The following is a 22,184-nucleotide window of genomic DNA, read 5'->3' as shown; positions in this document are numbered from 1 at the left end:
GCCTTTCCGTCGTCGTGACGCACCCCGCGCCGCACGTCGCGCGCCCTCGGGACCACGGGTCCACCGGGCGCTTCCGTGCGTGCCGACGCGGGTTCCAGCCCGCCCGCCGCACCCCCTCGCGGCACGGTCGCGCCTGCCCGGAGCCCGGGGAGGCCACCAGGGCGGGGAAGCCCGACCCAGGAACCGAATGCTCAGCACCCTTCGCAACGCCATCCAGAAGACCGACATCCCCTTCGGCCGCATCGTCACCGGCGCCGCCGCCGTCCTCATGTCGGCCAGTCTCATCGGCCCCGCGCTCAGCGCCCAGCAGCAGAGCGAACGCTCGACCCGGGAGCTCTCCGACTCGACCGGGCTGCACCGCGAGCAGCTCTCCATCTACGACAAGATCGTGCGCGACCGCCTCGAGGCGGAGGCGAAGCAGACGCTCGCCAGCGCACAGACCACCGTCGCGGCCAACGAGACAAAGACCGACGCTTCCGCGGCCAAGACCGCGATCGCGGGCCTCGACTCGTACGCGAAGCTCGACGACAGCAGGCTGCGCACGACCATCGACGCCACGAAAGCCGCCACCACCGCGCTGGCCGCCGCAGGCGCCGAGGCCGACCGGGTCGCCGCCGAGGCCGCCGCAGCCGCGGCCGCCGCCGCGAACACCCCGGACGGTGCCAAGTCCGCCGCGCGCAGCATCGCCTCCTCGCAGTACGGCTGGGGCGACGACCAGTTCCAGTGCCTCAGCAGCCTCTGGCAGAAGGAGTCCGGCTGGAACTACCAGGCCTCCAACGGCAGCAGCGGCGCCACCGGCATCCCGCAGGCACTCCCCGGCAGCAAGATGGCCAGCTTCGGCACCGACTGGGCGACCAACGCCACCACCCAGGTGAAGTGGGGCCTCGACTACATCTCGCGCTCGTACGGCACCCCGTGCTCGGCCTGGTCGCACTCGCAGTCCGTCAACTGGTACTGAGCGGGCGCGCGCCCGCGCGGTGTCGGTAGACTCGCGCGGGTGAGCACCGTTCCCCCGCACTCGTCCGTCGGCGCCGCGGAGGTCCGTGGCGCCCACCTCGTCGGCAGCGTCAACCTCCCCGATGCCGAGACCGTCCTCCGCACCGTCGGAGCGCACCTCGGCGACCGGATGCGCCGCATCCCGGACGGCGAGGTCGGCGAGCGGTTCTACTGGATCCAGTTCCAGACCCGCCGCTTCGACACCATGGCCGGCCTGTCGCGCCTGCCGATCGAGCCGTTCTTCTTGCGGGACACCTTCGACGGACGGCCGTTCCGCGTGGACGCCGGTGTGCAGGCGGCCGATCTGGTCTTCCCCGACCTCGGCTACGCCTCCGCCGCACTCGAGTCGTTCGCGACCTTCGCCCGCCTCGTCGACGACGGGGTGCTCGCGCCCGCGACGCGATTCCAGGTCTCCCTCCCGACCCCGGCCGCGATCGCCGGCGCCTTCATCGTCCCCGAGGACCGGGCCGCCTTCGAGGCCGCCTACGAGCGCGCACTCCTCGGTGAGCTCGCCCGCATCGTCGACGGCATCCCGCACGAGCGTCTCGCGATCCAGTGGGACACGGCGGTCGAGTTCGCCCTGCTGGAGGGTCGCATCGAGCCGTGGTTCACCGACGTCCTCGACGGCGTCGTCGAACGGTCGATCCGCCAAGCGCGTGCCGTCCCCGACGACGTCGAGGTGGGCTTCCACCTCTGCTACGGCGACGTCGAGGAGCACCACTTCGTGCAGCCCGCCGACGCGGGCTGGCTCGCCGCCGTCACCCGCGGCATCGTCGAGGGCGCGGGCCGACGCATCAGCTGGGTCCACCTGCCCGTGCCGATCGATCGCGACGACACGGAGTTCTTCTCTCCCCTGCGCGACGTCGCCGTTCCGGAGACCACCGAGCTCTACCTCGGACTGCTGCACCACGAGGACGGCGAGGAGGGCGCCCGCCGGAGGATCGCGGCGGCGTCCACCGCGCAGGCACGATTCGGCGTCGCGACCGAGTGCGGCTTCGGGCGCGGACCGAGCGAGCGCACCACCGGCCTGCTCGACCTGCACGCCGCCGTCGCGGACGCGTGGTGACCGTGGGCCTCCCGCTCGACGCCGACGCGTTCGAGGCCCTCGTCACCGAGGAGCTCGACCAGCTGCCGGACGAAATGATCGACGGCCTCGACAACGTGGTGTTCGTGGTCGAGGACCGCCCGGAGGACGGCTCACTCGACCTCCTCGGCCTCTACGACGGTGTCGCCCTGACCGAGCGCGACTCCTACGGCTTCGGCGAGATGCCCGACCGCATCATCCTGTACCGGGAGCCGCTGCTCGCGATCTGCGAGACGGTCGACGAGCTGCGGGACGAGATCCACGTCACGCTGGTGCACGAGATCGCGCACTTCTACGGCATCGACGACGAACGCCTGCACGAGCTGGGCTGGGCGTAGCGCGTCCCGACCGGAGCCGCGCTACGACGCTCGACGGACTCTAGAGGGACTCCTCGTCCTTGTCGGCCTCGACCGGGTCGCTGTCGGGTGCATCGAAGTGGTACGTCACGTGCTTCTCGCCGTTGACCTCCCGCTCCGCGCCGGCCACGTACCAGAACAGGGACTCCAGTCCCTCGACCGCGGCGACGGCGCCGATCCGCTCGTCCACCTTGCCGTCGACCAGGTACCGGCGCTCGGCGGTGCCGACCAGCGGACCATCGGCGTACTCGACGATGTACTCGGGATCGTGTGCCTGTGATTCGCTCATGGTCTCCAGGTTAGTCCTCCGCGCTCGGCACGCGGGCCGCGCCGAGCGGCCAGTCCGTCACATCCAGACGCAGCGTCGCGGAGTCGCGGGGACGCTCGCGCCGCAGGTACGCCTCGAACTCGGCCTGCCAGCGGTCCCAGTTCTGGGCGAAGGTCTCACCGTCGCGGTCGAGTGCCCTCCGTTTGCGGAGCGTGTCGTCGGCATCGAGCCACAGGGCGAGGTCCGCCGCGGAGACGTTCGCCCGGGCCAGCGTCCCGCACCCCTCCACGATCAGCGGGTCCGCGCCGTGCACCGCGACCCGCTCCGCCGGCCGATCGCCCGCCCAGTCCCAGCGCCGCCAGTGGCCGGCACCGGTGGCGCGGAGCGGGAGGAGCAGGTCGCGACCGAGAGCGGCGCTTCCCGCGTCCAGGCCGTCCCATCCCGGATAGAGGTCGTCCATGCGCACCAGTCGGGGCCGTCCGGTAGCCGGCCACGCGCGCAGGAGGTCATCGGCGAGCGAGCTCTTGCCCGCTCCGCTCGGCCCGTCGATCAGCACGACGGGCGCACGACCGTCCGCCGCGGCGACCGCTGCGCGCACGGCGGCGTCCAGCCGCTCCCGCTCAGCGTCCCAGGACATTCCAGCTCCCGACGACGACGGCGACCGCCACCGCCGCTCCTGCGACGGCAACGGCAACCACGAGGGCCCCCCAGTCCCGCCCGCGGAACACCGACGGCCGCGCCCACGTGCGCGCCGAGGCGGACCCGAATCCCCGCGCCTCCATCGCCGTCGCCAGTTTGCTGCCGCGACGGATGGAGAGCACGAAGAGCGCGAACGATTGACCGAGCATGCGCCGCAGTGCACCGCTCTCGGCGATCCCGCGGGCGCGCCGGGCGAGGGTCAGCGCCCGCCAGTCCTCGGCGAAGAGACCCACGAGTCGGAGCCCGGCGAGCCCCCCGAGCACGAAACGCGCGGGAAGTCGCAGCAGCTGCGCCAACCCGTCGGCGAGATCGGTCGGATCGATCGTGATGAAGAGCAGGACGGCGGGCAGGCCGATGGCCAGGATGCGGAGCATCGTCGCCAGCCCCAGCAGGAGCGAGCCGTCGCTCACCTCCACAGCCCACCACTGCAGATAGACGGTGCCGGCTGTGCGGCCGTAGAGCGCGGTCGTCAGCCCGGCGAGGGGCGCCGCGATCCAGATCGGTGCCGTGCGCAGCAGCAGCACACGCGCCGGGATGCCGGAGAACGCGACGAGCACCAGCTCCAGCGCGAGCGCGACGGCGGCCGAGACCGGATCGATGGAGACCAGGAGCACCGCGGTGACGATGAGGGCGGCACCCAGCTTGGCGACGGGGTTGAGCGTCGCGAGCGGTCCGCTGCGGACGGGTTCGAGCAGGGTCACGCCGCCACCTCCCGTGCCGACCCGAGCGGAAGGTCCGTGGCGCCGATCGCGGCGATGAACTCGGTGTCGTGCGTCGCCGTCACGATCGAGTGGCCGGAGCCGCGGAGCTCGGCGATGGTGCGCACCAGCCCGCGCCACGTGTTCGCGTCCTGCCCGAACGTCGGCTCGTCGAGCACGAGCAGCCGCGGCCGGGTCGCCAGCGCTGTGCCGACCGACAGCCGTCGCTTCTGCCCGCCGGAGAGCGTGAACGGGTTGGCGTCCGCCACAGCGCTCAACGCCAGCCGGTCCAGGAGGTCGTCGACGCGGTCGCGGATCTCCCGCTCGGTGAGCCCGAGCGCTCGCGGCCCCGCCGCCAGCTCGTCGCGCACGGTGGAGGCGACCAGCTGGTGCTCCGGGTTCTGGAACACGCTGCCGATCCGGGTCAGCAGGTCGCGGGAGCGCCAGCCCTCCGGCGCCGCGCCCGCCCCGGCGGCGAGGGCCGGCTCGGCTCGCAGGGCGCCCCCGAGCACCGGCAGGAGGCCGCCCAAGGTCAAGGCCAGCGTCGACTTGCCCGCGCCGTTGCGCCCGGTGAGGGCGATCGCGGAGCCCTCGGCGAGATCGACGGACACTCGCTCGGGAAGCGCGACGACCGACGGAGAGCGACGCTCGGATCGACGTCTCCGTCGCCGACGGGCGACGGCCGGGCCGCGGCCGAAGGCCAGCTCGCGCGCGGTGAGCAGGGCTTCGCCCAGGGTCACGGTCGGCGCCTTCGGGACGATGTCGTCCGGCAGCCACACGCCCGCGCTCCGCAGAGTGCTCCCCGCGTCCGCGAGCACAGCGTCGGGATGACCGTCCGCAAGCACGCCGCCGTCCGCCGCCAGGACGATGACGCGGTCGACGAGATCGCGCCACACCGCGACGCGGTGCTCGACGACCACCAGGGTCGCGCCCGTCGCGTCCAGCGCAGCGGCGACGGCGTCCCGCACCTCGTGCACCCCGTCGGGGTCCAGGTTCGCGGTCGGCTCGTCCAGCAGGAGGAGGCCGGGACGCATCGCCAGCAGCCCGGCCAGGGCGAGACGCTGCTTCTGACCGCCCGAGAGCTGCGACGTGGGGTGGTCGAGCGGCACCGTGAGTCCGACGGCGGCCAGGGCGGCACGCACGCGCGGCCAGATCTGCTCCCGAGGGACGCCGAGGTTCTCGCACGCGAAGGCGACGTCGTCACCGACGCGCGCGAGGATCACCTGCGCGTCCGGATCCTGCAGCAGGAGGCCGGTCGTCCCGCGCGCCCGAGCAGGCTGGCGACCGTCGACCTCCATCAGCCCTTCGGACTCGCCATCGTCGTCCCCGCCGAGCACACCGGCGAGTCCGGCGAGGACCGTGCTCTTGCCCGCGCCCGAGGCCCCGAGGAGGAGCACCCGCTCACCGGGCTCGATGGTAAGCGCGAGGTCGCGGACGGCCCACGCGGACCGCCCGGAGTAACGCCAGCCCCAGCCGCCGACCCGAACGGCGGCCGGGACCGGCTGTCCCAGGGTGACGGAGGCGATGGTCAGACCCGCCCCGTCACTTCGCGCCCGGCCGCGAACCGGCTCAGGGCCCCGGTCCTGGCGAGCGCGCGGACGAGCAGCCACGACAGCAGCCCGGCGACGAGCGCTCCGGAGAGCGTCGTCGTGATGGTGTAGACGATCGCGAACTCCGGCTTGGCGCCCGGGTACCAGTACAGGAGGTCGAGGACGGACTCGGCGAGCCCGGCGCCGGCGCCGGCGAGGATGGCCGGGACGAGCTTCCAGTTCGCGTAGAGGAGGATCGCGAAGACGATCTCGGCACCGAGGCCCTGCACGAGGCCCGAGAGCAGCGTCGCGAAGCCCCACTGCGTCCCGATCAGCGCCGACACGATGGCCGCGACGAGCTCGCCGTACAGTGCGGCGCCCGGCTTGCGGACGATCAGCGCCGTGAGAACGCCGGCGAACAGCCAGGGGCCGTTGAGGAGACCCTGGAAGCCCGGCAGCACGGCGCTGACCGGTCCGGAGATCGGGTTCTGCACCTGCCCCCAAACCCAGAAGACGACGCCGGCGGCGACGGCCACGACGCTGGCGACGACGATGTCGACGACACGCCAGCGGAGGACGCGTGCGGAGCGCGTCGCGGACGGAGTGATGGTTGCGTGCACTGTTCGTGCCCTTTCGCTCGTGGAAAAGAGGGCACGGGATTCAGAGATGGCCTCCCTGCGCTGGCATGATCCAGATCAGGTTCGACGGTCGAAGCTTGGAGAAGCTTCCTCTCAGCCCGGCTCACCGGACTCCCGTGTTCGCGATCAGTCTAGTGCGACGTCACGCCGCCGGTGACGTCACCGCGTCCGCGTCTACTTCTTCAGCGCGCGGATGACGCGCGACCAGGCGTGACCGGCGACCCACACGAACGGGATCGCCACCGCCAGCAGCGTGATGAGGTTCGGCCGGAAACGCACGCCCGCCGCGTCGCTCACATAGGCGCCGAACGGGATCGCGACTCCCCCACCACCGCCCCCGCCCGGGCCTTCCTCGTCGTCGGTGCCCCCGGCCCCGAATCCGAACTGCACGGCGGCGACGGGCACGATCGTCGTGCCGTCGATGACGACGGGCTCGCCGTACACGGACTTGACGCCCGACGAGCTGACGGTCTCGGCGAGTTTGAGCGAGATGTTGGTCATGCCCTCACCGTACCCGCCGCCCTCCCAGGATGACCAGGGCGCTTCGCAGCCTCTTCCCGGCGTTCGCGGCGGCTTCTCAGCAACGGGGCCGGAATAATCGATCGGGTGCCATCGTCCCGTACCCGCCGCCGCCCCCGAGGCGTCCTCACCGGGATCGCAGCACTGGCGGTCGCCGCACTGCTGCTCTGGCACGGGATGCTCCCCGACATCGGCGGCGCCGCCTCCCTCGTCGAGTCGTTCCTGCCCTGGGCGGCCGCGCTGATCGCCGTGCTCGGCCTCTCCGCACTGTTCCGGCTGTCCCTGTTCGCCGGTCTCGGCGTCGCCACCGCGGCGGCCGTCTGGTGGTCGTTGTTCGGCACCGCGATGCTGCCGGCCGCCTCGGTCGGCGCCCCCGCCTTCACCGTCGTGAGCGAGAACATCCGCGCCGGCAACCCCGAAGCAGCGAGCATCGCCCGCGATCTGGCCGCCCGCTCCCCCGACCTGATCGCGCTCCAGGAACTCGACGCGACCACACGCTCCGCCGTCTCCGACGTGCTCGACCCCGCTTACCCGTATCGGGCCATCGTCGGCACCGTCGGTCTCTGGAGCACCCACCCGCTCTCCGGCGAGCAGCGCCTCGACCTCGGCCTCGGCTGGGACCGCGCCCTCCGCGTCGACGTCGACACCCCGGGAGGGATCACCCGCGTCTACGCTGTGCACCTCGCCTCGGTGCGCCCCGGCGAAAGCGCCACCCGCGACGAGATGCTGAAGGAGCTGAGCGGCACGATCGCCGGCGACGACGCGACCCGCCTGCTCGTGATCGGCGACTTCAACACCGCCACCACCGACCGCACGCTGGCGCCGCTCCTCACCCAACTCGGCGAGAAGCCGGACAGCGAGCTCGGACTCGGCTTCACCTGGCCCGCCTCCTTCCCCGCCGCCCGCCTCGACCACGCCCTGACCCGCGGCCTCGCCACGGTGAGCAGCGTCGTGCTCCCGGAGAACGGGAGCGACCACCGCGGGATCGAGGTGGGGTTGCGGTAGAACGTCGACGCTGTCGATTAAATCCTCCAGATCTGACATTCTTGACACACGTCATCAAAGGTGATGACCGAAAGGAATCGTCATGCCAAAACTCAGATGCTCTGTCACTGTGACCGCAGCGGCCGTGGTCGCCTTCGTCCTGTCACTGGGTCCCACACTGCCAGCAGCCGCCTCCCCCATGATCGCCACTGATGGAGAAGCCCGCCGACTGCTCGCTCAGCTCGCAGTCAGCCCCGAACCGCAGTCCACCTTCGACGCGATGTCCTCCGGAGAGCAAGCGCTCGTGCGCGCCGCGAGCGAGGTCGCAACTGTCTCAACGACAAGCGATCAGTTCGAGCGCGAGCGCGATGCTCGTTCCCGTGCGGCCTCAGGGTGCTACTCGTACACTGCCCGATCCGCCTTCTACAATTCGATCGGTCAGACCCTGGGTAGCATGTGGACGACGGGCCAGATCTGTTACAACGGAGCAACCGTCACGAGCGCGCGCTATGTCGATGGAGGAGGGTCGACATCGTTCATCGGATGGTCCTACGTCGGACGTACGAGTTCCGCCGCGGGAGTCAGCGGTGGTGGCGGATACGCGTACGGCGCATACAAGTTCCGATTCGCTCTCGTAGCCGGTTTTCAAGAACCGATCTACTGCGCTCGCGTCGTCGGCACATCCGTCGCAGCGCACGGTGACACCCGCTGTGGAATCGGGTGAGCGATGACCGCCGGCCGACGCGCACGACGATGAATCCGCGCACGGAAGGCATCGGTGCGGTCGTGGCGGTGACGCTCCTCGTCGTGGCCGCGCTCGTCGTCCCCGCGATGCTGTTCCCCATCCTCGCGAGCGTCGCTCTCATCAACGTGGTGCGCTACGCGGTGATGCTGCGGACGACAGGGAGAGCGGGGCTCCTGCTGGCACTCGCTGCGGTCAACGGTGTGCTCTTCACCGTGAGCGCGGTGGTGACACTGTTCGTGCTGCCGCTCTGAGACTCAGTCGCTCACCCAGCGCGGGTTGCGGCCGTCCTTCGACTCGTCCTCGGCCTCGCGGGAGCGGCGGACGAGGGAGGCGGGGCCGATGGTGCCGCGTCCGAAGCGGGCGCTGACGGCATCGAGGGCGCGTTCGGTCTCGCGCCACTCCTCGTCCGGGTCCCAGAGGGCGAGCGCGTCGCCGCCGGCGTCGAGGAGCTGCTCGGCGCGGACACCGATGAGACGGATCGGGGTGGCGTGCACGTCGAGGTCGAGGGCCTCGAAGATCTGCCAGGCCTCCTCGAAGAGTCGGCGGCCGACGTTGGTGGGTTCGGCGAGCGTGCGGGACCGGGTGATGGTGCGGAAGTCGGAGAAGCGGACCTTGATCGCGACGGTCCGGCCGACCAGCCCGTGGCGACGCAGACGCTCTCCCACCCGCCCGGAGAGCCGGAGGAACTCCCGGCGCAGGACGTCCGGCTCGTCGACGTCGACGCCGAACGTGTTCTCGTGGCCGACGCTCTTCTCGCGGGTCTCGGTGATGACGCGGCGGGCGTCGCGGCCGTTCGCGAGATCGTGGAGGCGGCGAGCGCCGGCCTGCCCGACGGCGCGTTCGAGCACGCTCAGCGGCGCGTCGGCGAGGTCGGCGACCGTGCGCATCCCCATCCGCTCGAGCGAGGCCTGAGTGCTGGCGCCGACGCCCCAGAGCGCGCCGACCGGCAGCGGGCGCAGGTAGGCAAGGGTATCGGCGGGCGGGATGACCAGGAGCCCGTCGGGCTTGGCGCGACCCGAGGCGAGCTTGGCCATGAACTTGGTACCGGCGACGCCGACGGAGCACGTCAGGCCGGTCTCCTCGTGGACCCGCGCCCGGATCAGCTCGGCGATGCGGCGCGGGGAGCCGAGCAGACGCCGTGCGCCGGCCACGTCGAGGAACGCCTCGTCGATGCTGAGGGGCTCCACCAGCGGGGTCACCTCGTGGAAGATCTCCATCACCCGGGCCGAGTACTCGGTGTACTTCTCGTAGTGCGGCGGCAGGATGATCGCCGTCGGGCACAGCCGTAGCGCCTGGGACATCGGCATCGCACTGCGCACGCCGAAGCGCCGGGCCTCGTAGGTCGCGCTCGTGACCACGCCTCGGCCCCCGGCGTGGCCGACGATCGCGGGCTTGCCGCGGGCGTCCGGGCGGTCGAGCAGTTCGACGGAGGCGAAGAAGGCGTCCATGTCGACGTGCAGTACGGTGGCCGTGGAGTCGTCGACCGCCGCGGTCGTCACCCGCCGGTCGCTGCCATCCGCTCGTCCCACACCCTCCAGGATGCCACCTTCCGCCGACAGCGCCGCCGACGAGTAGCGTGATCCGCATGGAATTCAGATACCTCGGCAACTCCGGGCTCAAGATCTCGGAGATCATCTACGGCAACTGGCTGACCCACGCCTCCCAGGTCGAGAACGACACCGCCGCCCGCAGCGTCCGCGCCGCTCTCGACGCCGGCATCACCACCTTCGACACGGCCGACGCCTACGCGAACACCGCGGCGGAGAAGGTGCTCGGCGACGCGCTGAAGGGCGAGCGCCGCGCGTCGCTCGAGATCTTCACCAAGGTCTACTGGCCGACCGGGCCCCAGGGGCCCAACGACGTCGGCCTCTCGCGCAAGCACATCCTGGAGTCGATCGACGGATCGCTCGAGCGTCTCGGAACCGACTATGTCGACCTCTACCAGGCTCACCGCTACGACTACGAGACACCGCTCGAGGAGACGATGCAGGCCTTCGCCGACATCGTGCGCGCGGGCAAGGCGCTCTACATCGGCGTGAGCGAGTGGTCCGCGGAGCAGCTGCGTGCCGGCCACGCCCTGGCGAAGCAGCTGGGCTTCTCGTTGATCTCGAACCAGCCGCAGTACTCCATGCTCTGGCGCGTCATCGAGAAGGAGGTCGTGCCGGCCTCGGCGGAGCTCGGCATCTCCCAGATCGTCTGGTCCCCGGTCGCGCAGGGCGTGCTCACCGGCAAGTACACGCCGGGCGAGCAGCCGCCCGCGGGCAGCCGTGCCGCCGACGAGAAGGGCGGGGCGAACGCGATCAAGAGCTTCCTGCGCGACGACGTGCTGACGGCGGTGCAGAGGCTCCGCCCGATCGCCGACGAACTCGGCATCACGATGGCGCAGCTCGCCGTGGCCTGGGTGCTGCAGAACCCCAACGTCGCGGGAGCGATCGTGGGAGCATCCCGCCCGGAACAGGTCGCCTCGAACGCGGCCGCCGCGGGCGTCCGCCTGTCGGGCGACGTGCTCGCCCGCATCGACGAGGCGATCGGAGACGTGGCCGAGACCGACCCCGCGCAGACGATCTCGCCGGCCACGCGCCCCGCCTGAGCGGACCGGCGACCGGATCCGGTCCGGCCGCCGGTGCCCGCCTCAGACGAGCGCGGACACCAGCGGCCGGAACCAGTCGCGGAACGCGCCCGAGTCATCGCGCAGGCTGGCGCTGACGACCACCGTGTGCGGCCCGACGATCCAGGCGCCGGAGCTCGACAGGGGCAGCACGTCGATGTCGAGCCGGAAGTACCCGGCCTGGCGCCGCAGCTCGTGCTCGCGCTCGCGCACCACGTCGACGATGTCGGCTGCCCGCCGAGCATGGTTCAGCAGGCTCGCCTGCACGTACTCGGCGTGGCGTTCGTGAGCCCACGTCGACGCGACGTCGTAGTGCTCGATGACGACGTCCTGCAGTTCGAGGGCGCGGTCGAAGGCCTCGAAGTGCGGCGGGCGGAGCATCCCGCCCGCCGGGCGCCGCTCGCGGTCGACGGCGACCTCGAACCAGGCGCGCCACTGCTCGGCGAGCGGGTCTTCTCCGGGCACTCCCGGTACACGGCGCGCGCTCCGGCCGTGCCCGCCGCCGAGCGACGGATGCACGGGATGCGAGCCGGTGTTCGCCCGGAGAACCGGCGCGAGGGCCGGGGTCAGCCGCGGCAGCACCGGATCCCCCGCCGCGCCGAGGCCGGCGAGATCGCGCACGGCGAGGGCCATCAGCAGGTCCCAGGGACAGTCCTCGGTGACCTGCCATCGAAGCGTGCCCTCGACGAACATGCCGTCATTGTAGGATCGCCCGCCTCGCCGGAACAGAGGCCGCCTCGGTCTCAGGCCCGCCGATCGAGCTCGGCGAGGAGCCGAGCCACCGTGCGCTGGTTGCGGGTCGTCGCCAGCGGGCCCACCGCTCGCCAGAAGGCTGCGGGGACGACCGACTTCGACACGCCGAGCGGACACCACTGGTACAGCGCACGGTCACCCGCGACGATCCGTTCCGGCGCCGTCGCCTCCTCCGACGGGAGTTCGAGATCGTCCGGGAGGTCGTGGTCGAGGAAGGTCACCACCAACCGCGAGTCGTCGGCGGCGATGCGCGTGAGCGGGTTGGCGGCGGCAACGTCGCGGAAGCGCCGCTCGGTCAGGAGGAGCACGCGCGCCCGAACTCCGGAACGGGCATGCAGCGCCGTCTCGACGGCGGCGGCGGTGTCCGCGGAGGGCGCGGACGTCGTCGAGAACACGACGTTGCCGCTCTGGAGGAGCGTCGTCACGTCGGCGAGCCCCGCGTCCTCGAAAGCCCCCGAGAGCTCACTCTTCGACACACGCGCCGCGCCGCCGACGTTGATCCCCCGGACCAGACCCACACCCAGCATCGTGCTCCTCACCGTCGTCGGTCCCTCCAGCATCGCACGTCGCCTCAGGAGGCCGCGCCCACCGCCGCAGACGCTGCGTGGGCCGAGCGCCCGCGCAGCGCGAACAGGGAACCGGCCGCGACGAGCGCGCTGAGGATGTAGAGCGCACCGACCGGCCACGTCGCGCCGCCCGCTGCGAGCACGAGCCACGCTGCGAAGGCGGGCGCCGGCCCCGCGACGAGGGCCGCAGTGGGCTCGCGCACCAGGACCACACCGGTCAGACGGTGCTGCGGCTCGAACAACGCGGTCAGGATCGCGCCCTGCACCGCATACATCGAGGCCAGCCCGAGGCTGATCCCGACGACCATCACCCCCATGATGACGATCGGGTCGCCGGTGGCGAGGAGGCCGAACACCGCCACCCCGAACAGGACGAACACACCGGACCCGAAGAGCCAGACCCGGCCGCGGCCGAGGCGGTCGCCGAGCCAGCCGAACAGCGGAACGGTTCCGATCGCGAGCGCCGACGACACGAGGTTCGCCGTGAGCCCGATCCCGGCGGGGAGCCCGAGCGGGCCGGTGAGGTACGAGAGCAGGTACACCTGCGTCAACGACGAGAACGCCAGATACGGTCCGTTCAGGCCGAACCCGATCAGGATCTCGCGCCACTGGGTGCGGATCGCCTCCCAGACGGGGAGCCGTGTGGTGCGCTTCTCCGTCGCCAGCCGCTGGAACTCCTCGGTCTCGCGGATGCCGACGCGGATCCACATCCCGATCGCCAGGGTGACGACGCTCGCCAGGAACGGCACCCGCCAGCCCCACGTCAGCAGCGACTCCTCGGGCAGCGTCGCGATGACCGCGAACACTCCGGTCGCCAGCACGATGCCCGCGAAGACGCCCATTCCGGGCAGCGAGACGCGCAGTCCGTAGCGACGGCGGTCACCGCTCTCCGCCATCATCACCAGAGCGCCGACGTATTCGGCGCCGGCCCCCATCCCCTGCAGCACCCGGCAGCCGCCGAGGAGGATCGGCGCCCACACCCCGATCGCACCGTACGTCGGCAGCAGACCGATCGCGACGGTCGCGGCACCCATGAGGATCAGGGTGCCGACGAGCATGGGCTTGCGTCCGAACCGATCGCCGAAGTGGCTGAAGAGCAGGCCTCCGACGGGGCGGCCGAGGTACCCGACGGCGAACGTCAGGAGCGAGCTGATGACCTGGGTGGCCGGGTCCTGCCCGGGGAAGAACAGCGGCCCGAAGACCAGGGCCGCCGCGAGCCCGTAGAGGGTGAAGTCGTAATACTCCACGGTGCTGCCGATGATCCCGGCGACGGCGGTACGGCGGAGGTTGCGGCTCTCCTCGCGCGTGTCGGTGGCGTGGTCGTTCGTCACGTCATCTCCTTCGATGTTGCGTATGCAGGATCATAACGGATCCTATAGGCGACATCCAATATCAATGAGAGATGGCGTCGACGGAAGATCAGTCACCGACGGGTTCGGCCGCGACGAGGCGGGAGGCGGGCATCGTCGCCGTCTCCACGGGGCCGCGTCCGTCGCGCCGATACTGCGGCTCGCCGAACGCGACCACCCACGTCGTCAGGCGGTCGGCGGGGAGGGACACGCTGCGCAGGCTCCGCTCCCCCGGTGCGACGATCACGCCCGTCGGCTCGCCGACCCAGTCGTCGCCGGCGGGCGGATCGCTCTCGCGCACGTAGACCTGCACCCCGACGCCGAGGGCGCCGGCACCGCCCCCGGCGCCGCCCTCCGACTCGTCGCGACCGTCAGTCCTCCTGCTGCGTCTCCACATTCGATAAGCATCCCATCACGAGCGTGTCGACCCATTCGCCGTCCCACCGGAGGGCGTCGCGCCGCCGGCCCTCGAGCTCGAATCCGGCCTTCTCGTAGGCCCGCTGCGCGCGGGGGTTGAAGGCGTAGACCTCCAGCTCGACCCGGTGCAGGCCGAGCGTGGTGAAGGCGTGCGCGAGCACCGCGCGGGTTGCCTCGGTCCCGTAGCCCGCTCCGAACCAGCGCGGCGCGCCGAGAGCGATGCGGAATCCGGCGGAGCGGTTGTCGGCGTCCGGATCGTTGAGAACGACCTCGCCGATGTGCTCGTCGTCGCCCGCGCGGAGGATCGCCCAGTCCGCCCGGTCGTCGCGCGCGGAGAGTCCGGCGAGCCACGCGGCGACGCCGTCGCGGGTGAAGGAGGCGTGGGTGCCCGTGAGGCGGAGCACCTCCGGATCCTGGAGCGCGACCCAGGTCCCCTCGAGGTGTTCGGGGCCGAGCGGGACGAGGCGCAGACGCTCCGTCGTCAACTCGGGGACAGGGGTCAGTGCGACGTCGATGGCGTGGCCGTCCCCTCCGGTCGACGGCGCGCGGGGTCGAGAAGGCGACGCAGCAGCCAGCGTTCCGCGACGGTCCACGCCGTCGAGGTCAGAATGTACACGGCCGCCGCCAGCGGGACGAACGCCGCGAAGACCACCGTGACGTAGGGCAGGAAGGACAGCGCGCGCACCATCCCCGACGGCGCGGCGCTCCCTTCGGGCTGCGGGAGGGCGAGCACGCGGCGGGAGACTGTCGTCACGACCGCGATGAGTGCCAGCACGGCGAGGTAGACACCCATCGCCGGCCAGACCGGTCCCGCTCCCGTCAGTCCCAGGAAGCTCGTGCCGAGCGGGGCCCCGAACGCGCGTTCCCCCAGCAGTTCGTTCGGGTGTCCGGCGATGGTCGCGTGCGTGAAGACCGCGTACACGAGGGAGATGACCGGGATCTGCGCCAGCAGCGGGAGCATCCCGGCGAAGGGCGACGTGCGCTCCCTCCGATAGAGCTCCACGGTCGCCTGTGCGAGCTTCTCGCGGTCGGCCCCGTGCTTCTTCTGGAGGGCGGCGAGCTGCGGCGCCAACCGGCGGCGCACATACTCCGCGCGCACCTGGCTGACACCGACGGGGAGGAGGATCGCGCGGACGAGCATCGTGAGCACGATGATCGCGACGATGCCGGCCGCAGTGCCGGCGAAGGGTTCGACGGCGTCGGAGACGCCGGTGACGAGGCGGTACGCCCCGTCGAGGAGGGCCGCGACGGGCGGCCAGGAGAAGAGGTCCATGGGTGTGTTTCCCTGCTGTCGGACGGACGTGGAGTCGTCTGGCCGAGTGCAGGGGCAGCACGCCCCGACTACACGGCCGGCAGGAGGGATCCCGGCGCTCGCGGGCGCGGGCGCCCGTCGGTGTCGGGGTGGGAGGCGCTCTCGACGCGCGCGGCCACCTCGGGCTCGGCGGGCCGGGACCAGACCGTGCGCCCGCGCAGCGAGGCGGCGAGGGCGGCGACGGAACGCAGCGACGTGGCGGCGACGGCCGCGACCAGGCCGATGGCGCCCGCCACTCCGGCGGCGGCGATGATGCCCGCCGGGCCGCTCACGCTCCACGAGACGCCCAGGGCCGACGCGACGAGATGCGCGAGGAGCTCCAGGACGGCCGACATGTGACGACGCTAACAAAATCCCGCGCGGATGTCTGTGCACGTTCGCCGTGAGCGCACCCCGCCGGAGAGGGAGCAAGATGGAGTCATGTCTCGAGTAGCGATCGTCGGTGCCCACGGAAAAGTCGCCCAGCAGCTCATGCGGGTGCTCTACGACCAGGGGGACGACTTCGTCGGGGTCGTGCGCAACGACGAACACGCGGAGGACGTGTACCGACTCGGGGGCAACGGCGTGCTGGTCGACATCGAGACCGCCGACGTCGACGCGCTCGCTGCGGCCTTCGAGGGCTGCGACGCGGTCGTGTTCTCGGCCGGCGCGGGAGGCGGCTCGGGCGTCGAGCGCAAGCGCACGGTGGACTACCTCGGCTCCGTGAAGTCGGCGGAGGCCGCGGCGAGGGCGGGCATCCGCCGCTTCGTCCAGGTGTCCGCCTGGGGCGTCGACAACCCGGTGGCCGACGACGCCGCGCCCGACTGGCGCGCCTACGTGGACGCGAAGCGCGACGCGGACGACGCACTGCGGCGCTCGGGGCTCGAGTGGACCATCCTGCGACCCGGCGCGCTCACGTTCGACGAGGGCACGGGCCGGGTGACGCTCGGCGAGTCCGTCGAGCGCGGCAGCATCCCACGCGAGGACGTCGCCCGGCTCATCGCCGCCTGCCTCGCCGAGCCCGGCACGATCGGGAAGGTGTGGGAGGTCGTCTCGGGCGACACCCCGCTGGACGATGCCGTACGGGCCCTCGCCGCGCCCGCGTAGGCTTGCGCGCGTGAGCATCTACAGCGAACGCCCCTGGGTCGCGAGCTACGCGCCCGGCGTCCCGGCCGACGTCGACGTCCCCGCCGGTTCCCTCGCCCACCTGATCGACGAGTCCGTGAAGACCTACGGCAGCCACGTGGCTCTCGAGTTCTTCGGCGCGACCACGACGTACGCCGAGCTCGGCGAGCAGATCGCGCGCGCCGCCGAGGGTCTCCGCAAGCGCGGCGTCCGCAAGGGCGACCGCGTAGCGCTCGTGCTGCCGAACTGCCCGCAGCACGTCGTCGCCTTCTACGCCGCGCTGCGGCTGGGCGCCGTTGTGATCGAGCACAACCCGCTCTACACTCCGCGCGAACTCCGCCACCAGTTCGAGGACCACGGCGCGACCGTCGCCATCGTCTGGGACAAGGTCGCCGCGACGGTGCAGGACCTCCCCGCCGACCTCGGCGTCAGCACCGTGATCTCGGTCGACATGACGACGGCGATGCCGGCGGGCAAGCGGTTCGCCCTGCGTCTCCCCGTCCGTAAGGCCCGCGAGGCCCGGGAGGCTCTGACGACCAAGGTCTCGGGCACGGTCACCTGGGAGCAGCTGCTCTCCGGCCGCAAGCTGAAGGCCTCGTCGCCGCGGCCGCAGGCGGACGATCTCGCGCTCATCCAGTACACCAGCGGGACGACCGGGCTGCCGAAGGGCGCGATGCTCTCGCACGCCAACCTCACGGTCAACGCGGCGCAGGCCCGCGCCTGGGTCCCCGCCGTCGAGCGCGGTCGATCCGTGGTGTACGCGGTCCTCCCCCTGTTCCACGCCTACGGGCTCACCCTGTGCCTCACCTTCGCGATGAGCATGGGCGCCCGGCTGGTGCTCTTCCCGAAGTTCGACCCGGACCTGGTGCTCGATGTCGTCAAGAAGCGCCCGGCCACGTTCCTCCCGGCCGTCCCGCCGATCTACGACCGCCTCGTCCAGGCCGCCGACAAGCGGAAGGTCTCGCTCGCGGGCATCGACATCGCCATCTCCGGCGCCATGGCCCTGCCCCAGGATGTGGTCGGCGAGTGGGAGAAGCGCACCGGAGGCTACCTCGTGGAGGGCTACGGCCTCTCGGAGTGCTCGCCGGTGCTCATGGCCAACCCCGTGAGCGACGGGCGCAAGGCGGGCACCGTCGGGCTCCCTCTCTCCAGCACCGAGCTGCGCATCGCGGATCCGGAGGACCCGCAGACCGATCGCGCGTTCGGCGAGGAGGGCGAGCTGCTCGCCCGCGGACCTCAGGTGTTCTCGGGCTACTGGCGCAAGCCGGATGAGACCGCCAAGGTGCTCACGGCGGACGGCTGGTTCCGCACCGGGGACATCGCCACCATGGACGAGGACGGCTTCGTCCGCATCGTCGACCGCATCAAGGAGCTCATCATCTCGGGCGGCTTCAATATCGCGCCCACCGAGGTGGAGGACGCCCTCCGCTCGTTCGAGGGCGTCGCCGACGTGGCCGTGGTGGGTCTCCCGGACGCGCACAGCGGCGAGAAGGTCGTCGCAGCCGTCGTCATGGAGCCCGGTGCTTCCTTCGACGAAGCGGCCATCCGCGCCTACGCGCGCGACACTCTGACCGCGTACAAGGTGCCGAAGTCCGTCGTCCAGGTCGACGACCTCCCACGCTCCATCGTGGGCAAGGTCATCCGCCGCGCGGTGCGGGAGCAGCTGCTGGGGTAGGGGCCGCGCCGGGGTCGTCCACGGTCACCCGATCGGGAACACCAGCAGCGAGCCGGTCGCCGTGGCCACCACCTTGCCGGCCCGATCGGTGACGACCCCGTCGGCGAAGGCGACACGGTTGCCGGGTTTGGTCACGGTGCCGACGCAGGTGAGGGGACCGGAATCGGCCAGCACGGGCCGCAGGTAGTTGACGTTGATCTCGATGGACGTGTAGCCCTGCCCCGGGGCCAGCGTCGACTGGACCGCGCAGCCGAGCACCGAGTCGAGGAGGGTGCACACGAGGCCGCCGTGCACGGTGCCGATGGGGTTGTAGTGCGACTCGTCGGGCTCGCAGACGAACGTGGCCGTTCCGATGTCCGCCTGCGTGAGGGTCATGCGCATCAGCGCCGCGATGGGCGGCGGGGGCAGTTCGCCGGCGATCATCGCCCGGAGGTAGTCGAGCCCCGACATCGTGGGCATCACCGCCACTCCCGGCGCCGGGTCCTCCCATTCGACGATGCGCCGGCGTTCCGTCACGTGCCGTCCTCTCGCGGGGTCGCCGGGCCGTCGGTCGGCTCGATCGGCTCCAGTGTTTCAGCATTGAGCGGGATCTGCCCAGGGGGAAGATTCGACCGGTCGGGCGCGATGACGGTGCGGGCCGGCGTCGAGTCGGGGAGGCCGAAGGTCGGCACCCCCGCCGGCGCGAGCACGAGGGCGTGCGATCGCTTCGGAAGGGTCTTGCCGCGGAAGTAGTCCGGCTTGCGCCACCACCAGATGGCCATCAGCACGAGGCCGATCAGCAGGCCGCCGACGCCGACCACGGCCTCGGCGCCGATGCCGAAGATCGTGACGTTCTTGCCGTTGTCGTCCGTCAGCCAGTCCGGCGCCGAGAAGCTGATGAGGCCGTAGACGAACACCGCCAGCAGCATGACGCCTCCGACGAACGGGAAGACGCCGCGCATGACGACATGGCGGAAGGAGGTGAAGAGCGTCTTGCGGTAGAACCACACGCAGGCGAACCCGGTGAGCCCGTAGTAGAAGGCGATCATCAAGCCGATGGAGCCGATCAGCGCGTTCAGCAGCGACGAGCTGATGAAGGTGAAGATCAGGTAGAAGAGCGCCGAGACGAGTCCCATCCCGATCGTCGCCCAGGTGGGGGTGAGGAACTTCGGGTGGATGCGGGCGAACTGCGTCGGGATGGCCTTGTACGCCGCCATCGAGAGCGCGGTGCGCGCGGTCGGCAGGATCGTGGTCTGCGTGGACGCCGAGGCGGAGGTCAGGATCGAGAAGCCCAGGAGAGCCATCAGGATCGAGCCGACGACTCCCCCGCCGAACAGGGTCGGGCCGATGGCCGAGAAGACGTCGCCGGAGTTGGCGGGGTTCGCGAGGCCGATGCCCTTGTCCCCGACGCCCGCGAAGGCCACGGTCGCGACGGTGACGACGGCGTAGGTGCCGAGCAGCAGCAGGGTGCTGATCACCGCTGCGCGGCCGGGGGTCTTGCCCGGGTCCTTCGTCTCCTCGTTGATCGACACCGCCGTGTCCCAGCCCCAGTAGATGAAGATCGCCGTCAGCATCGCCGGGGCGATGGTCTTGGCGAAGTCGAGCGTGAACGGATTGAACCAGTCCCATTGCGGGATGAGCGAGTACGGCTCGGCGGTGCCCGTGTACACCCGAACCAGCGCGAACACCGCGAAGAAGATCAGGATGACGACCTCGAAGCCCAGCAGCACGTACTGCAGCCGGGCGGAGATCTCGATGCCGCGATAGCAGATCCACGTCATGAGCGCGATCCAGATCAGGCCGGCGATGGTCGTCGCGACGACGTTGGACGCCAGGGCCGAGACCGCCGGCAGCCCGAAGCTGCCGACGAACGTGAACGAGTAGGAGCCGGCGATCTGGGCCAGGTTGGCCATGACGATCACGTCCGCGACGATGATCCCCCATCCGCCCATCCAGCCGGTCACCGGTCCGAACGCCCGGGTGGCCCAGGTGAAGGTGGTGCCGCAGTCCGGCTCGGCCTTGTTGAGCTCCTGGTAGGCGACGGCGATCAGGTACATCGGCACGAACGCCAGGAGGACGATCCCGGGCGCCTTCACCCCGGCGGCGAGCGTGCCGCCGACGACGATGAATCCGAGGCTCGCGGCCAAGCTGTAGGCCGGGGCCGTGGATGCGACACCGACGACGACGCTGGACACGAGTCCGAGCGCGCCGTCCTTCAACCCCTTCGACTCGATGTCGTCCGGTCTCTGCGGAACGGTCGCGGTCATGTGCACCTCCGGTACATGAGGTCCGCTCACCTCCGAGCGGGCGCAGGAGACAGCGTAACTCCGTTCGGAGCCGACGGGTCGCTACGCGTCGCCGCGATCTTCTGACAGTCTGCTCAGACGGCGGCGGGCGGCGAGCTCCGCCTGGGTCTGCGGACCGAGGAGGCCGCCCGCCCCGCGCAGCACCGCAGCCGTCGCCCGATCGAGCGGGAGCAGGCGCTCGGAGGGTCGCTCCGGGAAGCCGAGGAGCTGCCGGTGACGCGGCTCCAGCGTCGAGACGGCGGCACGGAACAGCACCCGGTACGACGGGCGGAGCAGGCGCCGCACCGGAGGACGGCGGATGAAGCGGACGATCTCGTCCACCTCGGGTCCTCCGCGCAGGTCGCCCGCCTCCGTCACGGCGCCGATGGCCGAGCGCAGGCCGGCCGCCGTGCCCGGCGCGTCGTCCACGCCCATCAACCGGGCGGCGCGCGTCCACTCTGCGACATAGCCGTCGGCGCCGCCCGGGATGGGTCCGCCCCACCTCTCGTGCGCGGTCAGGAAGGCGTCGGTGAAGGCCAGGTGGACCCACCGGGCCAGTTCGGGGTCCTCGGCCGAATAGGGCCGCGTGATGCCGTGACCGTCGACGAAGGTGCCCGCCACGCGGCGGTGCAGCGACCGCACCATCTCGGACCCGGCGATCGCCTGCCCGGTGCTGCCGTAGGTCACGGTGTGGATCCATCGGATCGTCCCGGCCAGCCGGCCGAGCGGATCCTCGCGATAGCGGGAGAACTCCCGCACCCCCGCGAGCGCCCCGAGGTGGAGGGCTTGCAGCAGCAACGCGCGGATGCCGGCGACCAGCGTCGGCATCCCGCCGTGCACCACCCAAGCGGCGCTGCCGGGACCGAAGTAGCCGGCGTCGTCGCCGTCCTCCAGCCGGAGGATCCATTCAGGGACGACATCGGAACGGCCCGCGAGCGTCTCGACCAGGCGCGATCGCACCGGAGCGAGGAAGCCGCTCATGCTGCCGGGATCTCCGTCCCGAGCCCGTCGACGATCCGTGCCTGCGGCAGCGCGGCGAGCAGCCGTCCGGGCACGAGGATCTTCGACCGGCGGACGCCCGACCCCACGATCACGACATCCGCCCGCCCGACGCGCGCGTCGACGAGCACCGGCCAGTCGGCCGGCAGCCCGATGGGGGTGATCCCGCCGTACTCCATCCCGGTCAGCTCGACAGCGCGGTCCATCGGCAGGAAGGACGCCTTGCGCACGTCGAGCAGACGCTTCACCGTGCCGTTGACGTCGGCGCGGGTCGTCGACAGGACGACGCACGCCGCGATGCGCTCGGCCCCTTCGCGTCTGCCGCCGACGACCACGCAATTGGCGAGCGTCGCCGCATCCAGGCCGAATCGCTCCCGGGTGGCGGCGGTGTCGGAGACGCCGGGGTCGATCTCGACCACTCCCACGTCGTCGAGCAGGCCGCGCACCGTCAGCGCGTCGAGAACGGCGGGTGCGAGCAGGTCGGTGCGTGAGGCGGCGGGGACCGAGGTCAACCCACCCAGAGTGAAGACGCCCATGCGCCCACTCTGCCGCCCGAACCTGCGCACTGTCCCTGAGCCGGGCACGGCGGAGCCCCGCACACCTGGGCGCGTGCGGGGCTCC

General features: G+C 71.5%; 26 protein-coding genes and 1 riboswitch. Of the genes, 8 read left to right on the top strand and 18 right to left on the bottom strand.

The genetic code is table 11. The annotated features are described in order from the left end of the window. The first annotated feature begins 187 nt into the window (after positions 1-187). The 3 genes from IT072_RS09610 to IT072_RS09600 are packed head-to-tail and all read left to right on the top strand — an operon-like array spanning position 188 to position 2,418. Positions 188-958 carry a hypothetical protein gene (locus tag IT072_RS09610; protein WP_223360731.1) on the top strand — a complete coding sequence of 257 codons (771 nt, stop codon included), beginning with the start codon at positions 188-190 and terminating at the stop codon, positions 956-958. A 39-nt stretch (positions 959-997) separates the two neighbouring features. Further along, entirely contained in the window at positions 998-2,062 is a 1,065-nt protein-coding gene (locus tag IT072_RS09605) for a hypothetical protein (RefSeq protein WP_223360730.1), read from the top strand. A gap of 2 nt (positions 2,063-2,064) precedes the next feature. Next, positions 2,065-2,418 carry a metallopeptidase family protein gene (locus IT072_RS09600; RefSeq protein ID WP_374758243.1) on the top strand — a complete coding sequence of 118 codons (354 nt, stop codon included), beginning with the start codon at positions 2,065-2,067 and terminating at the stop codon, positions 2,416-2,418. Between the two features lie 40 nt (positions 2,419-2,458). On the opposite strand, the gene IT072_RS09595 is transcribed toward IT072_RS09600, so the two are convergent. The 6 genes from IT072_RS09595 to IT072_RS09570 all read right to left on the bottom strand — a co-directional run bounded on the left by IT072_RS09595 (position 2,459) and on the right by IT072_RS09570 (position 6,769). Further along, positions 2,459-2,725, bottom strand: a complete 267-nt coding sequence (locus IT072_RS09595; RefSeq protein ID WP_223360729.1) for a hypothetical protein — start codon at positions 2,723-2,725, stop codon at positions 2,459-2,461. Between the two features lie 10 nt (positions 2,726-2,735). Beyond that, positions 2,736-3,341 (bottom strand): ATP-binding protein, encoded by a 606-nt coding sequence (locus IT072_RS09590; RefSeq protein ID WP_223360728.1) that lies wholly within the window; start codon positions 3,339-3,341, stop codon positions 2,736-2,738. Further along, a complete protein-coding gene (locus tag IT072_RS09585) occupies positions 3,325-4,104 on the bottom strand; it encodes an energy-coupling factor transporter transmembrane component T family protein (RefSeq protein ID WP_223360727.1) in 780 nt (259 codons plus the stop codon). The genes IT072_RS09590 and IT072_RS09585 overlap by 17 nt, the downstream gene beginning before the upstream one ends. Beyond that, the gene (locus IT072_RS09580; protein WP_223360940.1) at positions 4,101-5,627 is read right to left on the bottom strand and encodes an ABC transporter ATP-binding protein; all 1,527 of its coding nucleotides are present in this window, start codon (positions 5,625-5,627) and stop codon (positions 4,101-4,103) included. Before IT072_RS09580 ends, IT072_RS09585 begins: the two co-directional genes overlap by 4 nt. A gap of 2 nt (positions 5,628-5,629) precedes the next feature. Further along, positions 5,630-6,250 (bottom strand): ECF transporter S component, encoded by a 621-nt coding sequence (locus IT072_RS09575; RefSeq protein ID WP_223360726.1) that lies wholly within the window; start codon positions 6,248-6,250, stop codon positions 5,630-5,632. A 35-nt stretch (positions 6,251-6,285) separates the two neighbouring features. Further along, positions 6,286-6,396, bottom strand: a riboswitch (TPP riboswitch). 46 nt (positions 6,397-6,442) lie between these two features. Next, positions 6,443-6,769 carry a GerW family sporulation protein gene (locus IT072_RS09570; protein ID WP_223360725.1) on the bottom strand — a complete coding sequence of 109 codons (327 nt, stop codon included), beginning with the start codon at positions 6,767-6,769 and terminating at the stop codon, positions 6,443-6,445. A gap of 105 nt (positions 6,770-6,874) precedes the next feature. Between IT072_RS09570 and IT072_RS09565 the strand changes: the two genes are divergently transcribed. Together IT072_RS09565 and IT072_RS09560 are read left to right on the top strand one after the other, a co-directional pair. Then, a complete protein-coding gene (locus IT072_RS09565) occupies positions 6,875-7,792 on the top strand; it encodes an endonuclease/exonuclease/phosphatase family protein (protein ID WP_223360724.1) in 918 nt (305 codons plus the stop codon). A gap of 699 nt (positions 7,793-8,491) precedes the next feature. After that, the gene (locus tag IT072_RS09560) at positions 8,492-8,767 is read left to right on the top strand and encodes a hypothetical protein (protein ID WP_223360723.1); all 276 of its coding nucleotides are present in this window, start codon (positions 8,492-8,494) and stop codon (positions 8,765-8,767) included. 3 nt (positions 8,768-8,770) lie between these two features. Here IT072_RS09560 and IT072_RS09555 read toward each other — a convergent pair whose 3' ends face one another. Further along, a complete protein-coding gene (locus IT072_RS09555; protein ID WP_223360722.1) occupies positions 8,771-10,045 on the bottom strand; it encodes a DNA polymerase IV in 1,275 nt (424 codons plus the stop codon). Positions 10,046-10,101: 56 nt separating this feature from the next. Between IT072_RS09555 and IT072_RS09550 the strand changes: the two genes are divergently transcribed. Continuing rightward, the gene (locus IT072_RS09550; RefSeq protein ID WP_223360721.1) at positions 10,102-11,106 is read left to right on the top strand and encodes an aldo/keto reductase family protein; all 1,005 of its coding nucleotides are present in this window, start codon (positions 10,102-10,104) and stop codon (positions 11,104-11,106) included. A gap of 42 nt (positions 11,107-11,148) precedes the next feature. On the opposite strand, the gene IT072_RS09545 is transcribed toward IT072_RS09550, so the two are convergent. The 7 genes from IT072_RS09545 to IT072_RS09515 form a co-directional block, all read right to left on the bottom strand. Further along, entirely contained in the window at positions 11,149-11,817 is a 669-nt protein-coding gene (locus IT072_RS09545) for a hypothetical protein (RefSeq protein ID WP_223360720.1), read from the bottom strand. A 50-nt stretch (positions 11,818-11,867) separates the two neighbouring features. Further along, complete coding sequence (locus tag IT072_RS09540) at positions 11,868-12,437, bottom strand: DUF1697 domain-containing protein (RefSeq protein WP_223360719.1); 570 nt, start codon at positions 12,435-12,437, stop codon at positions 11,868-11,870. An 11-nt stretch (positions 12,438-12,448) separates the two neighbouring features. After that, positions 12,449-13,774, bottom strand: a complete 1,326-nt coding sequence (locus IT072_RS09535) for an MFS transporter (protein ID WP_223360718.1) — start codon at positions 13,772-13,774, stop codon at positions 12,449-12,451. An 88-nt stretch (positions 13,775-13,862) separates the two neighbouring features. Next, positions 13,863-14,189 (bottom strand): hypothetical protein, encoded by a 327-nt coding sequence (locus tag IT072_RS09530; RefSeq protein WP_223360717.1) that lies wholly within the window; start codon positions 14,187-14,189, stop codon positions 13,863-13,865. After that, entirely contained in the window at positions 14,164-14,694 is a 531-nt protein-coding gene (locus tag IT072_RS09525; RefSeq protein WP_223360716.1) for a GNAT family N-acetyltransferase, read from the bottom strand. Before IT072_RS09525 ends, IT072_RS09530 begins: the two co-directional genes overlap by 26 nt. 14 nt (positions 14,695-14,708) lie before the next feature. Beyond that, positions 14,709-15,482 carry a YidC/Oxa1 family membrane protein insertase gene (locus IT072_RS09520; protein WP_223360715.1) on the bottom strand — a complete coding sequence of 258 codons (774 nt, stop codon included), beginning with the start codon at positions 15,480-15,482 and terminating at the stop codon, positions 14,709-14,711. Between the two features lie 68 nt (positions 15,483-15,550). After that, positions 15,551-15,856, bottom strand: a complete 306-nt coding sequence (locus IT072_RS09515; RefSeq protein WP_223360714.1) for a DUF6412 domain-containing protein — start codon at positions 15,854-15,856, stop codon at positions 15,551-15,553. 85 nt (positions 15,857-15,941) lie between these two features. Between IT072_RS09515 and IT072_RS09510 the strand changes: the two genes are divergently transcribed. Beyond that, positions 15,942-16,607, top strand: a complete 666-nt coding sequence (locus IT072_RS09510; protein ID WP_223360713.1) for an SDR family oxidoreductase — start codon at positions 15,942-15,944, stop codon at positions 16,605-16,607. Beyond that, entirely contained in the window at positions 16,576-18,300 is a 1,725-nt protein-coding gene (locus IT072_RS09505; protein WP_223360712.1) for a long-chain-fatty-acid--CoA ligase, read from the top strand. Before IT072_RS09510 ends, IT072_RS09505 begins: the two co-directional genes overlap by 32 nt. Positions 18,301-18,324: 24 nt before the next feature. Here IT072_RS09505 and IT072_RS09500 read toward each other — a convergent pair whose 3' ends face one another. The 4 genes from IT072_RS09500 to IT072_RS09485 form a co-directional block, all read right to left on the bottom strand. After that, on the bottom strand, positions 18,325-18,759 hold the full coding sequence (locus tag IT072_RS09500; protein WP_223360939.1) for a PaaI family thioesterase: 435 nt from the start codon (positions 18,757-18,759) through the stop codon (positions 18,325-18,327). Positions 18,760-18,812: 53 nt separating this feature from the next. Next, positions 18,813-20,546 (bottom strand): APC family permease, encoded by a 1,734-nt coding sequence (locus IT072_RS09495; protein ID WP_223360711.1) that lies wholly within the window; start codon positions 20,544-20,546, stop codon positions 18,813-18,815. 81 nt (positions 20,547-20,627) lie between these two features. Continuing rightward, positions 20,628-21,545, bottom strand: coding sequence for an oxygenase MpaB family protein (locus IT072_RS09490; RefSeq protein WP_223360710.1), 918 nt, complete (start codon positions 21,543-21,545; stop codon positions 20,628-20,630). Next, positions 21,542-22,099 (bottom strand): YbaK/EbsC family protein, encoded by a 558-nt coding sequence (locus IT072_RS09485; protein ID WP_223360709.1) that lies wholly within the window; start codon positions 22,097-22,099, stop codon positions 21,542-21,544. Before IT072_RS09485 ends, IT072_RS09490 begins: the two co-directional genes overlap by 4 nt. Positions 22,100-22,184 lie beyond the last annotated feature (85 nt).

The sequence above is a fragment of the Leifsonia sp. ZF2019 genome, from assembly GCF_019924635.1.
Classification (GTDB): domain Bacteria; phylum Actinomycetota; class Actinomycetes; order Actinomycetales; family Microbacteriaceae; genus Leifsonia.
The sequence above is the reverse complement of the archived record's forward strand: the minus strand, read 5'-3'. Positions and strand labels throughout refer to the sequence as shown.

Bases quoted from the DNA above. Each gene is read 5' to 3' on its own strand.
- IT072_RS09610 (WP_223360731.1), top strand. From the start codon at position 188: ATGCTCAGCACCCTTCGCAACGCCATCCAGAAGACCGACATCCCCTTC.
- IT072_RS09595 (WP_223360729.1), bottom strand. From the start codon at position 2,725: ATGAGCGAATCACAGGCACACGATCCCGAGTACATCGTCGAGTACGCC.
- IT072_RS09590 (WP_223360728.1), bottom strand. From the start codon at position 3,341: ATGTCCTGGGACGCTGAGCGGGAGCGGCTGGACGCCGCCGTGCGCGCA.
- IT072_RS09570 (WP_223360725.1), bottom strand. From the start codon at position 6,769: ATGACCAACATCTCGCTCAAACTCGCCGAGACCGTCAGCTCGTCGGGC.
- IT072_RS09550 (WP_223360721.1), top strand. From the start codon at position 10,102: ATGGAATTCAGATACCTCGGCAACTCCGGGCTCAAGATCTCGGAGATC.
- IT072_RS09545 (WP_223360720.1), bottom strand. From the start codon at position 11,817: ATGTTCGTCGAGGGCACGCTTCGATGGCAGGTCACCGAGGACTGTCCC.
- IT072_RS09540 (WP_223360719.1), bottom strand. From the start codon at position 12,437: ATGCTGGAGGGACCGACGACGGTGAGGAGCACGATGCTGGGTGTGGGT.
- IT072_RS09530 (WP_223360717.1), bottom strand. From the start codon at position 14,189: ATGTGGAGACGCAGCAGGAGGACTGACGGTCGCGACGAGTCGGAGGGC.
- IT072_RS09520 (WP_223360715.1), bottom strand. From the start codon at position 15,482: ATGGACCTCTTCTCCTGGCCGCCCGTCGCGGCCCTCCTCGACGGGGCG.
- IT072_RS09515 (WP_223360714.1), bottom strand. From the start codon at position 15,856: ATGTCGGCCGTCCTGGAGCTCCTCGCGCATCTCGTCGCGTCGGCCCTG.
- IT072_RS09510 (WP_223360713.1), top strand. From the start codon at position 15,942: ATGTCTCGAGTAGCGATCGTCGGTGCCCACGGAAAAGTCGCCCAGCAG.
- IT072_RS09505 (WP_223360712.1), top strand. From the start codon at position 16,576: ATGCCGTACGGGCCCTCGCCGCGCCCGCGTAGGCTTGCGCGCGTGAGC.
- IT072_RS09500 (WP_223360939.1), bottom strand. From the start codon at position 18,759: ATGCCCACGATGTCGGGGCTCGACTACCTCCGGGCGATGATCGCCGGC.
- IT072_RS09495 (WP_223360711.1), bottom strand. From the start codon at position 20,546: ATGACCGCGACCGTTCCGCAGAGACCGGACGACATCGAGTCGAAGGGG.
- IT072_RS09490 (WP_223360710.1), bottom strand. From the start codon at position 21,545: ATGAGCGGCTTCCTCGCTCCGGTGCGATCGCGCCTGGTCGAGACGCTC.
- IT072_RS09485 (WP_223360709.1), bottom strand. From the start codon at position 22,099: ATGGGCGTCTTCACTCTGGGTGGGTTGACCTCGGTCCCCGCCGCCTCA.